The following is a 14,626-nucleotide window of genomic DNA, read 5'->3' on the forward strand; positions in this document are numbered from 1 at the left end:
CGCTAAGCCTGAGATGCGCCTTGGGGTGCGGCCGAATTCTGCCAGTTATGTGGGCAGTTAGGTGCTCCTATGCACGTGTCTCAGGCGTCAGACTTGGACACCTGATTGAGAAATGCGCGTATCGACGGGCCGGAGGCGGCACCGCGTCTCCAAATCAGACGTTTGCGGAACGTGAGCGGCGGATTGAAGTGTCTGATACCCAGCTCGTTGTGCATATTGGCCCCATCGATCGCGCCAATCGAGGCTGCTACGTCTGCAGCAGTGTCAGAAACGCTGAAGCTCGAGATGTCATCGGCAGAGGTATCTGCAGCAGGAATTGAAGAAGCAACGGATGCGGCAGAGGCGGCAGAAGCAGAGTCAGCAGCGGCAGAATTGACAGCGGCAGGGAGCATGGAGGCCGCTGTCAGTGCGATTCCCGCGCCCTGCCGGGCCATCGCCACGTGCAGGAGCGGGTCGTTGGTCGCGCATATCAGGTCGATCCGATGGTCTCCACGCGCGGCGTCGACGAGTTCGGCCAATGCGGATTCGTGCGTGTAGCTGATGATGGGGCACCCCGCGAGGTCCGGCCATGATACCCCGGACGCTTGAGGGAAACCGCCCGAAATAGCCACTGCCACCACCTCATCCATCATCACGGTGATGCTGTCGAGATCTTCGGGCAATGGCGTCACTTCGCTCACGGCGACTGCCAGATCGAGCTCCCGAGTGCGCACGGCTTGGATCAGCGTGCGGCTGGTTCCGTCGGCCATCGTGATGCGCACTCCGGGATGGGCGCGATGCAGCGCCGCCGCGCAGGCCGGGATTCGGGTATTGGCAGTGCCATTGACAACGCCGATGCGCAGGGTTCCCGTCAGCAGTCCGGTTCGTTCGGCGAATGCGTCATGGGCATGCTCAATCGCGGAAAGCGCCGCGCGCGCATAGGGGACGAGCGTCTCTCCCGCTTCCGTCAACGCGGCACCATCTCGGCTGCGAATGAACAGGCGTTCGCCCAGCTCACGCTCCAATCCGGCGATCTGTCTGCTCAATGAGGGCTGGGCCACCCGGCATCGTGCGGCGGCCGCGCTGAAAGACCGCTCCTCGCTTACCGCGAAAAATAGCCAAGCACACGTATATCCATGCCTCAAAAGCATAGCAGAGGATACTTCTAGGTCTTTGACACATAATATATGAGCAGCGACGATGGAAACCATGACATTGCAACCCATGACGCTGAAACCAATAATCTCAGAACCAACAACTTCGCAATCTTCGCACCCTGAGCAACCCCTGCATGCCCAGCAATCGCATTCCGGTCAGCAGCCACACGCTACCGAGCGGCCTACCCGTCGCTGGCTGCTTTATGGCATCGCTTTTCTGTCCTTCTTCGACCGGTTCGCCGCCTCCCCCATGCTGGTCCTCATGAGCGTTCAGGAAGGCACATCCCTCGCCACAATCGCAACCATGATCGCCGCCTACGGAATCGCCTATGGCCTAGGCCAGCCGATCTGGGGAATTCTGGGCGAGCGTCAGGGCCGCCGACGCGCGCTGCTCATCGCCCTGTCCGGAACCACGCTGACCGGTCTGGCCACCATTCTCGCCTGGACGCTACCCATGATGGTTGCGGCGCGAACCGCGATGGGGTTGTGCGTCGGAGGACTGTACCCGCTGCTTCTCACGCTCATCGCCGACACCACGTCCTTGACCCAGCGCGGCCAGGCGATCTCCGACCTGCAAGCCTCGTCCGCGCTGGGAACGACTGTCGCCACCTTAGTTACCGGCGCAATCGCCACGGCCACCAACTGGCGCGTCGTTGTGGCATTGACATGCATGGCAGCAGCGAGCTGCTTCCTTGTGCTCTATCGCCAAAGACCCACCGACCCGCATCATGCCTCAACCGAGAACGTCCAGGCTCTCCCCTTCCTCACCTCCTTGCGAACCGCCCTCGCGCCTCGGCCCCTCGCTCTCTACACCCTCGGATTCGTCGAGGGCGGGCTGCTGCTGGGCACGTTGACCTATTTGGCACCCGCCATCGAAACGCTTGGCGTCTCCCCGCGGCTCGCCGGCAGCCTCACCGCAGGTTATGGCATCGCAGTAATCGCCGGATCCCAGCTCAACAAAGTGCTTGTGCGCCAGCTGCCACGCCTGCCCATCATGATCGCAGGAGCTCTCATCCTGGCAGCCGCCTACTTCATCGCCGGTCTGCGCCTGTCGATTCCCACCGTGATCATCACATCGGTTCTGGTCGGGCTGTCCAACGCCCTGCTCCACTCCGGCCTGCAATCCTGGGTGACCGAAGTCGCTCCGGCAGCGCGTTCCACCACCGTCGCCTTCTTCGCCTGCTCGGTGTTCCTCGGCGCCGGCGTACTCACCAGCCTCACCGCACCCGCCATCGCAGCAAATCGCTACGCAGCGGTTTTTCTGATCACAGCAATTGCAGCGCTACTGCTCACCTTTGCGCTCGCAATCGTTGCCTCACATTTTCATCGCCGCCAACGCGAAGAATCACTATAGAACCCGCCAGCATAGGAATCGCCCATCCGGCGAGACAACCCAGATGGTCCAGTCGGCAACGGCAAGCAGCGGCTTGACCACGCCCACAACCCAGCGAGATCAAGCAACCTCCGACTCCATCGGATCACTACGCGTAGTTCGGGATGATCATCATCTCGGGCTGGATGTAGCAGCTGATAAGAGCTCCGGTGATCTGGTCCATGTCATCGTCTTTGAGGCGGCCGATTCTGGCAGGGTTGCGTTCTTCAAGGTCTAAGGCGCGAATCTGCTCGACTTGTGCGTAACCATCGATCCAGCCATTGCCGTCTTCTCGTTGGACGGCTGCGATGGGCAGATGCAGTTCGAAGTCGCCGCGTCCGTGCGAGATGGCAATGACAACAGTCATGCTGCAATTGCGGTTGTAGTCGTCGTTGCTTACGACGACTACGGGGCGGCGCTTCTTCTGCTCGTGACCTTTTGACGGGTCGAGATCGACCAGGAGGACATCTCCATATTCCCATGAGGTCATAGAGCTTCCCTGCCTACGGCCGGTCCCGTGAGTTCCTCCGTGGCCTTATACTCCTCGGTGCGATTGCGAAACACATCGGCAAGACGCGGAACCCGGATGACCCTGACATTCGTACGAATCGGGCGCAGCACGATGACACCGTCCTTAACGGTCGCCTCGACACGGGAGCCATCGGCCATGCCCACTTGTTCGCGCATGTCCTTCGGCAAGCGCACGGCCTGGGCGTTACCCCACTTGCTCAGTGTCAGCGTAGCCATATTCATCACCTCCTACAATCGATAGTATGTATATCTTAGTATATACATTATGGGTTGCGCAAGCAGCCCTGCCCGACTGCGGGTGCCGACTACACTTCATTCCACTTGGGTCATTCTGATACCTCGTAGCCGTCGATGGGGGATGCATTCGCAGCTTCCGCGGATGGCCTCGGAAGCTGCGAAAAGAAATGCGGGGTAATTGGGGGAAATTTATAGTATCTCCCGCCCTGTCAAGCTGATGCTATAGTTCCTCGTCCTCGCCGCTCACCGATGCTCACCGATGCTCAGCGCCGCCGCTGGCAGCGCGGACAATAGTATGACGACCGCGATCCGAAGCGCTCGCGCCGGATTGGAGTGCCGCACCGCGTGCATGGCTTGCCTGCGCGGCCGTATACGTTGAGGCTGCGCGAGAAGTAGCCGGATTCGCCATTGACGTTGACGTACAGCGAGTCGAATGAGGTGCCGCCTTGGGCGAGCGATTCTGCGAACACCTCGCGCACGGATGCCAGCAGCCGATGCAGCGTACGCGCCGCAATGTCGTGACCGGCCCGCGCCCAATATATATGCGAGCGCCACAGGGCCTCGTCGGCGTAGATGTTCCCCACTCCGGAAACCAGTCGTTGATCGAGCAGCAACGACTTGGCGCTCGCCCGCGATGCTCGCATGCGGGCGATGACTGCGTCTTCGTCGAATGCTGGTTCCAGCGGATCCGGCGCGATGGCGGCGACGCTGCTGGGCACCAACCGCCCACGGCCATCATCCGCAAGCGGCTCGACCGCGAGCCGGCCGAAGATGCGCTGGTCAACGAACGACAGCTCGACAGGCCGCTCATCTTCCCGGATGAGCGCCAGCCGAGCGCGTACATGGGGGCCGGCAAGAGCCTGTGCCATGCGTGAGCGCCTATCGTCACCGAATTCAGCGGATCTTGTGTTTCCCTGCTGCACATCGCGGGATTGAGCGTAAACCGCCGGGCCTTGTTGTGGATCGACCGATGACATGGGAAGCATTGGTCCTCGCAGCAGGTTTCCGGACGCCACAGAAGACACCGCCTCCTGCACCGCCCCAGATTCGCGCAGAAGCAGCTGGCCGCTCATGCCCAGATGCGCCGTCAGCGCCTCGGATGGAGGCTGCGACTGCGGCGGCCACGCAGTCTGCACGTTCAACGGCCGTGCAGTCTGCACGCCATAACCAAGCTCGACGAGCGGCATCCACAGGAACTTCCCGCGCCGCTGCACAGCGACAATCCGACGCCCTTCGAGACTGCTGGCGAATTCACTGCCCGAAGGGTGCGGCGCCGCAGGAGCACCGTGCCGTCTCAGGATGCGTTCGTCGATCACATCAACGCCTGTACAGACCGCGCCCGTGATGTGGGACGCCAGGCCGCGGCGCACGGTTTCGACTTCTGGTAGCTCTGGCATGGCCCCTACCCTACCGCTTTGCCGATGTCATTACACGGCAAAGCTCCTCGCGCCGACCATTCGCAAGATACCCCGTTCTTATGCCACCTTCCGTAGCTGCGGACTGCGCTGGCAGCGTAGTCCGCATGCGCCTTGCATCGGCGCGGAACACTGGAAACTCAGCCAAGCCAAGTCAAATCGTCGTAAGGGCACCTCGCAATTACGAGCAGCGGCAGCCGGATTATGGGATGATAGGCACAAGGTTCGGCACTGAGGCCCTAGCGGTCGCAATGATGCCGACATCCGATACACACTAGGGAGGCAACCATGACATTGCAGAAGCAGCTCAACGACCTGAACATTGGTGCCATCGGCGATCAGCTTGGCGATCAATTCAGCAATCAGGCGGATAATCTCAAATCCACGCTGCGCGACGTCGCACAGACGGCACAGTCGAAGAACCCACTCCCGTTGTCAAAAAAAGAGAAGAAAAGCGTCAGTGACACGCTGCTTGCATTCGGCTTCGCATCGGTTCTGCTCTTCCTCGCGTTCCTCTTCTACCGGGCCATCGTCAAGGCAGGCGTGAAAGCCGCCCTGCGGGAGCATGATGAAGAGGTGGCAAGCGAATGGGCGTATCGTCACGACCAGTACGATCATGCCGACCAGGAAATCGCTGAGGATGACTACCAAGACGATCAGGACGACTGAGCGCCCGCAGCGGCTGCGAATCCGAAACTCGCATCTTCGGACCTGCACCAGTGCCCAGGCACACAGGAATCCTCGATTATCGATACAGACGACATCGCCAGCAGGCCGGTAATCAACGACACAGTTGAGTATTGCCGAGCGGAACGGGGTTGACAGTTCGCCCGGCAATACTTGATATGAATATTCAGGAGTGATGCCGCCGATCGGAAGCGATCGAGCGGCATCATCTCATTATCTCTTGCCTGGCGAATGCATTAGCTCGCAGGCTTGATTTCGCTTTCGACGACCCACTTGTGGTTGGTCATGGTCATGCCGTCAGCCGTGTAATTGACGACGTATACGGTCTCGTCGGTGGAGGACGCGATGGTCGCCTTCGCGCCTTTCATGCCCTCCATGTGATCGGCCAATAGCACGACTTCGGTTCCATCAGCCAGGCGCTTGCTGCCGGCGTTCTCGATCTCCTCCTGCACGACCCACTTGTGGTCGCGCACAGGCTCGCCGCCCGCAGGAGTGTAGTTGACGGCGTACGTATAGGTCTTGTATGCGCCTACGATAGTCGCCTTCGCACCTTTCATGCCGTGCATGTGGCCGGCGGTGAGCGTCACTTCGCTCCCTACCGGATACTTCGGGTCAGCGGCCTTTACCATGCCCTCGGGCACCGGGCCGCCATCCATCGGATGGTCCATGCTGCCATGCCCGCCTTGCCCGGTCGACACCGGCGACGACGCCGAAGGGGCCGAAGAAGCCGTGCTTCCCTGACCGCTCGCGCAACCAGCAAGCGAGAGCGCTCCCCCGACTACTGTTGCAACGAGTGCGAATCGCAGTTTCCTATGCATATGCATGTCCATTGTGCTTTGCTCCTTACCTTGTCTCCTATGCCGCGTCTCATTCGAGACTCCTGCCATGTCGGCGCCAACCCGCGCTGCAGGCGCGTCGTCTGCAGAACAGCAGCATGCGCAGCCGCCTTAGACTCAGGCAGGACGTGAGCCGCAGATCCACCCGACCACCCAACGCCCGGCCGCAGCTGCCATACCCCATAGCTTTTCCAGTCCTGCACAGCCTGCTTCCAGCATATACCCCTAGGGGGTATAAGTCAAATAAACTGCTATAGCTTGGCGGAATGATACGACGAAGATCATGAGCCAGAATCTAATTGTGCGCTTTCAACGCCGTCTGCGCCACGCTGAGAAGATCCTGGGGGTCGACTCGCATGCTGGGATAGTTTTTCGCCCAGCGGACCACACCCTGTCGGTCGATGAGCACGAAGCCGTGTCCGGGCAGGTCAGCATGCATGCCAGTTCCCAATGTTTTGTATGCTTTCGAAACGGTCCCGTCGTCGAGTGCGAAGGGCGTGCCCACGTCGAATTGCTTCATCGCCCGGATGATGTCCTCGCGGGAATCCATGACAATCGGAACGACGCTCAGCCCGGCATGCGCGAAGCTCGCCTGCGCACCTTCGATGCTTTTCATCTGCGTGATGCACGCCTGACAGCCCGCTCCCTCGCTGAAATAGAGCAACACCGGCTTCCTGCCTTTGAAATCGGCGAGGGAGACCTGCCGGCCATTGGTAGTTTCGAGCGAGAAATCAGGGGCGGGCTGGCCTACGAGAGCGATGTCCGAGGGCGCGCTGGCGGCGCTTCTGCGCGTATTGAGTACGAACGCGTAAACGATGGCGGAGATTACGGCGGCGACGACGAAGACGACAATGATGCCGAGAATCGTTGCGCCGCGTCTCTGACTGCGGATTTCAGACTTGGCAGCGCGGCTGTATTGCGTTGCGCGATTGCTCGCGGCGCGTGCTTTCGTTGCGTAGGCGCCGGAGCCCGATTGGGAACTGGCGCGTTGTGATCGCCCGGTGTTCTTCCCCGTGTTCTTCCCGGCGTTTTGCACAGCGCCTTGCTTAGCGGCCCGCGTCTGTCCGGCATTGCTCAATCGCTGATTGCCTTTCGCGCTCGAGGTCGTTTTATGATTCCTGCTGCTCATCCGCTCCTGCTCCGTGCGTGTCATGGTCGTGTTCGTGTTCGAGTATCGAGGCGATGGCCGCGTCCTCGTCGCCCGTGTCGTGTTTGCGCTGGGGGATTATGATCGCCGCGGTTATTACGAGAGCGGCAAGCGCGATCAGCAATATCCCTTGTATAATGATCGGCATGCCTGCCGTCGCGCGTGCGATCGGGGCGGTTACGTCTGCTATCCAGGTGCCGAGGAACCCCAGCGGCTGCTGGTGCCCGGTCGGCATCTCCCCACTGAAGGCGACGACTCCGATCAGCACCGCCATGACGAGGAATCCGGCACCGACACAGAGGTTGATGATGTTCGTGTGCGCAGTCCTGCCCAGCAGCCGCAACGTGAGCGGTTTGGGCGTGAACGACCTGCGACCCAGATCGAAGGCATCCCATGCCAACGCTATGAGCAGCAGCGGGAACACCATGCCCAGCACATAGGCGAGGCCGAGAATGATGGCCTGCACGGGCGACTGGGAAATGGCGGAAAGCGTGAGCACTCCGGCAAGCACCGGCGCGCAGCAGCTGGAGGCGATTCCCGAGAACACGCCGAATGCGAAAAAGCCCGCGTACCCGCCGCCATGCAGGTTCGGCGCAGTCATGAACGATGGCATCGACCACATGCGGCCCGACACCGACAGCACTGCGAACACCACCATCAGCAGTGACCCCAGCATGAAGAGGACCGTGTGATTGGCAGCGATGAACGATGAGATCATCGTTACTCCGGCAGCGATCGGCACGACCACCAGGGCCAGCCCTGAAGCGAACACGATGGTCAGCGGGATCAGCCGCCAACGCCGGTTTTTCACTGCCCCGGCAAGATACCCGGGCAGCAGAAATACGACGCAGCACGGAGCGAACAGTGCGATGGAACCGGCGAAGAACGCGGCTATCAGCCCGCCAGTGGAAAGCAGCGCCCCCATGCTCAGGCAGCCTCGCAGCCACAATCATGCGCCCGCGCCGCATGCGCGTCGGTCGCGCCCGCCGCGCGAACCGGTTGCTCGGCATGAGACGACGCAGCGCTTGGCTGCGCGGAATCCGCATGTGCTGCGCCCGCTCGTTCGCCATCTGGCTGCCCGGCCTGGGCGATCCGCTGGCGCAGCTTGCCTTCATCGATCGCGCCCTGCGCGAAATAATGCCCGGCCACGAGAACAATCGGCACTTCAACGGCTGCGATCTCCTCTATGATTCTCCTGCCCACGGGCTCGTCGGACTTGACGTGGCGCACGTTCAGACTCACGCCTTCGCGTTGAAGACGGGCGAAAAGATCGTTGGCGTTCGCGCAGTCGACGCAGCCTTCGCGCTCGACGATGAGTATGTCTGTCATGGGGGTTCTCCTTTGGTTGAATCGTGGCGGCTCGCCGCCGGGCATGTGTGCTGCCCGGCGATGCGGCATTGCCAACGACGCTATGTGCCGTGCATGGAGAAGGGATAGCGGCTTCATAAACTTTTCATGAAGATCGCAAGCATCGCATAGCCTGGGGCAAGCTGCGGCGTTCGCCGGCAATACAATGGGAGCAATGATCGCGTATGCAGGAAGGATCTCGATGCCCGCCGATAATGCAGGACCTGAGGCGCAGCTGCTGAAGGGGACGGTGCTGATCGTCGAGGACGAAAGCAGCCTTGCGACGATTCTCGCCGGGTATTTCAAGAAGGCGGGATTCGGCGTCACTGTCACCAGCAATGGCTTGGACGCGGTGGATATGGCCAGAGACGACGCAGTGTCCGTAATCGTGCTTGATCTCGGGCTTCCCGGCATCGATGGCATCGAAGTGTGCAGGCGCGTTCGTACGTTCAGCGATGCGTATATTCTCATGCTGACGGCGCGCGTCGAGGAGGTCGACGAGCTCATCGGCCTGTCGGTCGGCGCGGATGACTACCTGACCAAGCCGTTCAGCCCGCGTGTACTGGTCGCACGGGTGAAGGCGCTGCTCAGGCGCCCGAGAAACGGCGCGAATCATGGCACGGCGGGCAACGGCGACTCTTCGGACTCGGCCGTTGCCGTCGGCGACGTCACGATAGACCCGCCGGCGCGGACCGTGACCCGCCGCGACACGTCGATCGCGCTGACGAAAACCGAATTCGACCTGCTTGCCACGCTGGCGAGCCAGCCGGGGCGGGTATTCACGCGCGAGCAGCTGATGGAAGCCGTATGGGGAGGCCCTGCGATAGGCGACGACCAGCTGGTGGATGTGCACATCGGGCATCTGCGCAAAAAGCTGGGCGCACCGGACGGTTCGGGGCCGAAGATCATCCAGACGGTACGCGGAGTGGGCTACCGAATGGAGGCGGGATGATGCCGAGAAAACACGCTGCACTGGATGATTCGTCTGAGTGGAATGAATCACGGCCGCACGGCGCCGGGAATGATGCCGGGGATGGCGCTGCAAATGGTTCTGCGGGCGACGCTGCGAATCATTACCAGGACGCCAATCGCACGCAACCGGGCTCCAGTCGCCGGCTCAGGCGCCTCATGCCGCGCTCGTTCGGCGGCATTTTCCTGCTTTCGATGCTGATCGTCGTCGGGCTGGCGGTGTCGACGACCGCCGTCACGAATATGCTGGTAAGCCCGTGGCTCCTGCAGCAGCATATCCACGACGCCCAGCTTTCCGCAGGGCTCACGGCTGCGGGCGACGCCAATGTGATGGAGCATGTCGACATCGCGGCGCGGGTCGCCAACGGCATCTCGCTGGGGATATCCCTGCTGGTCGGCATAGCCGCTGCCGCCGGGGCCTCGCTGTATCTTTCACGCCAGCTGAACGCCGCGATGGCGCGCATCGCCGGTGCCTCGCGCGAGATCGCCAAAGGCAACTACTCGATGCGCGTCGAACGGACAGCGCTGGGAGAGGATATGTCCGCATTGATCGAATCATTCAACGCGATGACGGCGCGTCTCGAAGAGACCGAAGCGCATCGCAGACGGCTGTTCTCCGACCTCGCCCACGAAATCAGGACGCCCGTGTCCATTCTCGCCGCGCAAATGGAGGCCTTGGACGACGGCGTCGCCACGCTGGATGATTCCCGCCGCGTCCTGCATACCCAATCCGGCCGGCTTGTCACGCTGTCCGACGATCTCAGCCTGCTCTCCCGCGCCGAGGAAGGCAGCCTCTCCTATGAGATGCAGCCGATGGATCTTGCCGAAGCGGCCCGCGATGCCGTCGATTCGATGGCGATACCGTTTTCGAACCGCGGCGTCGAGCTTGCGCTCGAACCGTGCGAGCCAGTGCTGCTGACCGCCGACAGGCAGCGGATACTGCAAGTCATCGGCAATCTGCTGAACAATGCGCTTCATGCCACATCCGCCACCCCGCAACGCGGTATCGTGCGGGTCACAGTCGTACGGCAAGGCGCAAACGCGTCGCTGTCGGTGACAGACAACGGGAAAGGGCTGACCGAAGACCAGCTTTCCAGCATTTTCGAACGCCTGTACCGCGTGGAAACGGCGCGCAGCAGGCACGATGGAGGATTCGGCATCGGACTCGCCGTATCGAGGCAACTGGTCGCGGCCCATCATGGGACGCTGCGTGCGGCAAGCGAAGGCCTCGGCAAGGGGGCGACGTTCACGATGACGCTTCCGATTCGCTGAACGGCTCGTCGGCACTGGAATCGTGCGGGAAAGCCGCCGCTGGTTGGCTTTGGAAGCTGTGCGCATGCGCGCCGCCTACCGCCATTGGGCGGGTTGCGGACTCGGATTCCGGCAACGCAGCCGTCTGAAATGCCGGAGAGCGGGATGGCAGCTGCTGCTCTCGGCCTTCTGGGCGGGTGCCCGCAATCTCATGCCTGTGCTCATGGTCGTGGTCGCGAGCTTGAACGTCGTCGCGAGCATTGTCGTGGCGCATCGAACGCCCCATGACGATCATCATGCCGACCATACCCAGCGGGCAGGCTAGCGATAGCGCAATAGGCAAAGCCGCTTGGAAGTCGAATCCGCTGGCCAGGAAAATCAGCAGCAGCACGCCGCCCCCGCCAGCCATCCAGAGGATATGGCTTTTCATCGAGCCCTTCATTGGCCCGTGGTCCATATGATTCATCATCGTCTCCGCATCTGTGTCGCTATCGTGGTGTTCGCCGGCATTATCGCCGACTGAAACCAGTCTCGCCACTTAGCATGAAACGCTGACGATGGCTGCATGAAGTCTTTATGAAGAAATGAGGACGAGGAGCAGGATGCCTTCATCCCCGATACATCGCGAACCCGCATACGGAACCATACGCATAGGCCGCATGGAGCCTTCTCGCATACCCTGTGTACGCTATCCGCTAGCGAAAAGCGCACGATTCGGCATCCTTAAAAGGCACGCGCACAGAAGGAACAGCAATGCTTCAGCAACTCATCACTTTCATCTTGGCTTCTCTCCTCATCATCATCGTGCCGGGGCCGGATATGGCACTGCTGCTGAGGAACGCCGCGCACGGAGGGCAGCGCGTGGCTCGCCATACGGTTATCGGCATCATGACAGGGAACGTCATATTAGGCACGGCGGCGGCTTTCGGCCTGACGGTTCTTCTGATGGCCTCCACGACGCTCTATCATGTCGTGCGCATCGCGGGCGGTCTGTATATTGTATGGCTGGGAATCCAATCGATCCGTTCCGTGTGGCTGCAGCGGCATGGCGCATCTATCGAGGGCACCATCACTCACGCGCACAGGGAAATCGTAACGCATCACGGCTTTCGCGAAGGACTGCTTTCGAATCTGCTCAATCCCAAAGTCGCGATATTCTATCTATCCCTGTTCCCGCAATTCAACCTGAGTCCTTTAAGCCCGCTCATTCAGCACGTCGTGCTGGCCGGATGCTTCTGCCTCTTGGCCGCAGCATGGTACGTGATAGTCCTCGCCATTCTCAGACGCATCGAGCAGCTCCTTCGCAAGCAGGCATTCAGCCAAACGCTCGGACTGGTTACCGGAAGCGTACTTATGGGACTCGGCGGCTGGGTACTGGCACGGCGCTGACAACACCGCCGCACAGCTGACATCGCCTTCTGCGAATTACGGGTAGGGCAACGACAGAGTCACTGAAGGCATGGCTTTCCGGCGTTTATGCTTGTGCTACGGTGCAAAGCAGCGCGGGAAACAACGGGTTCAGATGTCAGATGATTGTGACGTCTTTCGCACGTCTGATCGGAGCCAGAACACGCAGACCGGCTTGAGCGCAAACCACGGTCCCGGGGATTTCGCGGCTCACTTTGAGCCCGCACGTACCTTCGATTCCGAACGTGGCCCAAGCACGCGCCGGCCCGCTAGTGAACCGCGACCCGTAGCGCACGCCCTGCATCCCTGCCTTCGCGAACGCGCCAGCCCAAGCATGCGTAATCGTGTAGTCCTCCTCGCTTTCCAGCTGCCGGGTCGCGCCGAAACCGGCGGCCTCACGTGAAGAGATGTCAGCGCAGGAGGCCTTGTGTTCGACGGTGATGACAGCCACGTTGAACCCGGCGGCCATCTTGTCGCTGACCGCCTGGCTCACCCACGCGGCCTCGCGCACCTTCTCGCGCACAGCGGTCTCCACGTCATCGGCGGCGTATAGCGTGCCCTGCGGGGACGCCAGATCGAAGCGCCCGCCGCCCGGGTCGATTGTGTTGGGAATCGAGGAGCGCCATCCGGCACCACGATCCGCAGCATGAGAGCGGTACACGACGCTGCCCTCCTGCAGGATGCGAACGGGGAAGCCCGCCAGACTGGCAGGCGGCTGCGCAGCCGTCATCAGGCGGCCCACGCCATGGCAGTGTGACTAGCTTGGGTCAGCATGCCATCCACATCACCCGCCGCCAATCGCTCGATGGGAGACAGTCCGCCGTCCACGGGGGTAGCGAGCCATTGGGCGATCAAATACTCGTCGTCCGTGCCCATGCGCAGGGCCTGCACGACCTCGCCCAGGCCTGGGACCAGAACCCCGTCACGCACCTGGAACGCCGGGTACAGGGACTTACCATCCTGCGTGCGCACGCGGACAAGCGAGCCGCTGCCCACCCGCTTGCCAATGGCCTGCCGACTCACGCCCAGCACCTTGCCCAAGCTATGGGTGGTGTAGAAGGGGCCGAGCAGCTCATCCCAAAGCGAACGCCGAGGCAGGACGCCGGCGATCATGTCAACAGTCTCGTCCAAGTGCTCGTCATCCAGAGCCCATTCATCGAGATCCGGCACGCGCTCAAGAATCGCATCAGCCAGCCGAAGCGCACGATCCCGCGCCACGGCGTGCCGGGCGGGACGCGGCCGCTTGACCGCCTCACCGCGATGTGCCGCCCTGAGACCGGCACCACCGCCCGAGCCGGACGCCAGCACGGACTTGCCTTTGACGTGGGGATGCAGCCCCGTCTTTTGCGCCTTCTGTATGATTGTCATATTCCAAGCTTACCGTCAACCCCGTCAATGCCAACTACGTCAACCCCTAATGCGCCGACAGACCATCATGTGTCCATCGAATCAACTCCCGTTGGCACCAATACAAACCGTCGCCTCACGCGGCAAGCAGGGGTCGCGCCTTGTCGGGTATCTCCGAATATTTGAGCACCTTCGCGTTGTACAGCTCGAATCCTGTCAGAACATCCGCATTAACAGCCTTGTCTCGGTCATCAGCGAATACGAGCAGTTCCGCATCTTTCCGCTCCTTCGTGCCACTGACATCATCCCAGGCGAACAAAGTCATAGCCAGAGCGGTCTGGTCGAGCCTATTCGGCGCCTTCGCAAAAATCGTTGGTCGATTCTCGCTTTTCTGGAACAGAAAATCAAAATTGTGGGAGTACAGGGATTTCCCCTGTATGTTCACATCCTGCGTGTAGTAGATGTTCTGCTCCGACAAGGCATCAGCCACATCTTCGGCGAAGTACCCGGCCACTCTTCGGTTCACGATTTCCATAAGCGAATCGACATGGACGAGAGCTTGAACATAACGGTTCATCGCGTCCCCGGTTTTCTCCGGTTTCGCAATCATCGCTATGGAGCCGACACCATCCTTGTACAATGCCCCGAATTGATTAGCGGTCTCAGCGACGCGCTCTTTCCGTTTTCCCTGAAGCGAGAAGCCAGATGTCTCCATGTTGCTGAGCGTGTAGCCGTCGTCGTCGAATTCCACTCGTCCGTCTTTAAATCTCACGTAGAACTGGAAATGATCACCCATATGATCAAGGAACGGTACGGTGACCTCGTTCCAGTTTCCCAAACTTCTCACGGATGAATGGCTTTTGAGCCAGTCGGCATATTCATCGACTATGGTTTCGAGAGTCGTGCTCTGTGTCATGGCAGCATTCCTTCCGGGGCATCTCTGT

At 61.0% G+C, this 14,626-nt stretch carries 17 protein-coding genes; 5 read left to right on the forward strand and 12 right to left on the reverse strand.

The window, feature by feature from the left end:
- Positions 1 to 80 precede the first annotated feature (80 nt).
- Entirely contained in the window at positions 81 to 1,205 is a 1,125-nt protein-coding gene (locus BISU_RS12690) for a LysR family transcriptional regulator (protein ID WP_152599181.1), read from the reverse strand.
- Between BISU_RS12690 and BISU_RS10440 the strand changes: the two genes are divergently transcribed.
- The gene (locus BISU_RS10440; RefSeq protein ID WP_024463566.1) at positions 1,204 to 2,490 is read left to right on the forward strand and encodes an MFS transporter; all 1,287 of its coding nucleotides are present in this window, start codon (positions 1,204 to 1,206) and stop codon (positions 2,488 to 2,490) included. The two genes, BISU_RS12690 and BISU_RS10440, sit on opposite strands and share 2 nt — an antisense overlap.
- A gap of 127 nt (positions 2,491 to 2,617) precedes the next feature.
- Here BISU_RS10440 and BISU_RS10445 read toward each other — a convergent pair whose 3' ends face one another.
- From BISU_RS10445 to mutM, 3 genes are all read right to left on the reverse strand, one after another.
- Complete coding sequence (locus tag BISU_RS10445) at positions 2,618 to 2,998, reverse strand: type II toxin-antitoxin system PemK/MazF family toxin (protein WP_024463567.1); 381 nt, start codon at positions 2,996 to 2,998, stop codon at positions 2,618 to 2,620.
- Complete coding sequence (locus BISU_RS10450) at positions 2,995 to 3,255, reverse strand: AbrB/MazE/SpoVT family DNA-binding domain-containing protein (protein WP_024463568.1); 261 nt, start codon at positions 3,253 to 3,255, stop codon at positions 2,995 to 2,997. Before BISU_RS10450 ends, BISU_RS10445 begins: the two co-directional genes overlap by 4 nt.
- 284 nt (positions 3,256 to 3,539) lie before the next feature.
- Entirely contained in the window at positions 3,540 to 4,673 is a 1,134-nt protein-coding gene (gene mutM / locus BISU_RS10455) for a bifunctional DNA-formamidopyrimidine glycosylase/DNA-(apurinic or apyrimidinic site) lyase (RefSeq protein WP_024463569.1), read from the reverse strand.
- Between the two features lie 306 nt (positions 4,674 to 4,979).
- Here mutM and BISU_RS10460 point away from each other — a divergent pair, with 306 nt between their 5' ends.
- Positions 4,980 to 5,360, forward strand: a complete 381-nt coding sequence (locus tag BISU_RS10460; RefSeq protein ID WP_024463570.1) for a hypothetical protein — start codon at positions 4,980 to 4,982, stop codon at positions 5,358 to 5,360.
- A 254-nt stretch (positions 5,361 to 5,614) separates the two neighbouring features.
- Here BISU_RS10460 and BISU_RS10465 read toward each other — a convergent pair whose 3' ends face one another.
- From BISU_RS10465 to BISU_RS10480, 4 genes are all read right to left on the reverse strand, one after another.
- Complete coding sequence (locus tag BISU_RS10465) at positions 5,615 to 6,208, reverse strand: YdhK family protein (RefSeq protein WP_226839146.1); 594 nt, start codon at positions 6,206 to 6,208, stop codon at positions 5,615 to 5,617.
- A gap of 301 nt (positions 6,209 to 6,509) precedes the next feature.
- Positions 6,510 to 7,367, reverse strand: a complete 858-nt coding sequence (locus tag BISU_RS10470; protein ID WP_202805592.1) for a peroxiredoxin family protein — start codon at positions 7,365 to 7,367, stop codon at positions 6,510 to 6,512.
- Complete coding sequence (locus BISU_RS10475) at positions 7,324 to 8,286, reverse strand: cytochrome c biogenesis CcdA family protein (RefSeq protein ID WP_024463573.1); 963 nt, start codon at positions 8,284 to 8,286, stop codon at positions 7,324 to 7,326. The genes BISU_RS10470 and BISU_RS10475 overlap by 44 nt, the downstream gene beginning before the upstream one ends.
- A gap of 2 nt (positions 8,287 to 8,288) precedes the next feature.
- Complete coding sequence (locus BISU_RS10480; RefSeq protein WP_024463574.1) at positions 8,289 to 8,690, reverse strand: hypothetical protein; 402 nt, start codon at positions 8,688 to 8,690, stop codon at positions 8,289 to 8,291.
- A gap of 193 nt (positions 8,691 to 8,883) precedes the next feature.
- Here BISU_RS10480 and BISU_RS10485 point away from each other — a divergent pair, with 193 nt between their 5' ends.
- Complete coding sequence (locus BISU_RS10485) at positions 8,884 to 9,660, forward strand: winged helix-turn-helix domain-containing protein (RefSeq protein WP_226839145.1); 777 nt, start codon at positions 8,884 to 8,886, stop codon at positions 9,658 to 9,660.
- Positions 9,657 to 10,949, forward strand: a complete 1,293-nt coding sequence (locus BISU_RS10490; RefSeq protein WP_024463576.1) for a sensor histidine kinase — start codon at positions 9,657 to 9,659, stop codon at positions 10,947 to 10,949. The genes BISU_RS10485 and BISU_RS10490 overlap by 4 nt, the downstream gene beginning before the upstream one ends.
- Here the strand turns inward: BISU_RS10490 and BISU_RS10495 are convergent.
- Positions 10,924 to 11,385, reverse strand: coding sequence for a hypothetical protein (locus tag BISU_RS10495; protein WP_152599178.1), 462 nt, complete (start codon positions 11,383 to 11,385; stop codon positions 10,924 to 10,926). The two genes, BISU_RS10490 and BISU_RS10495, sit on opposite strands and share 26 nt — an antisense overlap.
- A gap of 296 nt (positions 11,386 to 11,681) precedes the next feature.
- Here BISU_RS10495 and BISU_RS10500 point away from each other — a divergent pair, with 296 nt between their 5' ends.
- On the forward strand, positions 11,682 to 12,317 hold the full coding sequence (locus BISU_RS10500; RefSeq protein ID WP_024463578.1) for a LysE family translocator: 636 nt from the start codon (positions 11,682 to 11,684) through the stop codon (positions 12,315 to 12,317).
- 136 nt (positions 12,318 to 12,453) lie between these two features.
- Here the strand turns inward: BISU_RS10500 and BISU_RS11780 are convergent, their stop codons facing one another.
- From BISU_RS11780 to BISU_RS10515, 3 genes are all read right to left on the reverse strand, one after another.
- Entirely contained in the window at positions 12,454 to 13,065 is a 612-nt protein-coding gene (locus tag BISU_RS11780; RefSeq protein WP_024463579.1) for an RES family NAD+ phosphorylase, read from the reverse strand.
- Positions 13,065 to 13,703: a hypothetical protein gene (locus BISU_RS10510; RefSeq protein ID WP_024463580.1), complete on the reverse strand. Its 639-nt coding sequence runs from the start codon at positions 13,701 to 13,703 to the stop codon at positions 13,065 to 13,067. Before BISU_RS10510 ends, BISU_RS11780 begins: the two co-directional genes overlap by 1 nt.
- Positions 13,704 to 13,818: 115 nt before the next feature.
- Complete coding sequence (locus BISU_RS10515) at positions 13,819 to 14,598, reverse strand: DUF1829 domain-containing protein (RefSeq protein WP_024463581.1); 780 nt, start codon at positions 14,596 to 14,598, stop codon at positions 13,819 to 13,821.
- Positions 14,599 to 14,626 lie beyond the last annotated feature (28 nt).

This window comes from Bifidobacterium subtile (assembly GCF_000741775.1).
Taxonomy (GTDB): domain Bacteria; phylum Actinomycetota; class Actinomycetes; order Actinomycetales; family Bifidobacteriaceae; genus Bifidobacterium; species Bifidobacterium subtile.